At 29.2% G+C, this 267-nt stretch carries 1 pseudogene; it reads right to left on the bottom strand.

The features are described from left to right. Positions 1-14: 14 nt before the first annotated feature. Positions 15-215: pseudogene (locus ACH65_RS19445) on the bottom strand (transposase); the annotation flags it as partial. Between the last annotated feature and the right edge of the window lie 52 nt (positions 216-267).

Raw genomic sequence — 267 nt, 5'->3', positions numbered from 1 at the left:
TTTGAACATAATTAAACAGATTGAGTATATGCATATAAGATGATTTTTAACATCATTTTTGGATGATAGGATGTTGCGCCACGATGATGTCTGAATTCATCGAATTTGCTATCAGGTATCGTTTCAACAATTTCATTAACATGTCGCGAAATATCATTTTGAGGAATTCTAACAGAAGTTTTTATTGGTAGTGTAAGTTGGGCAAAGTGTCTTATTTTTTAAAAGTATGTAAAAGTAAAATTACATGTTAATACGTAGTATTAATGG

The organism is Frateuria defendens, from assembly GCF_001182895.1.
GTDB lineage: Bacteria > Pseudomonadota > Gammaproteobacteria > Xanthomonadales > Rhodanobacteraceae > Frateuria_B > Frateuria_B defendens.
Note: the sequence above shows the minus strand (reverse complement) of the source record. Positions and strands in the feature narration are given on the sequence as shown.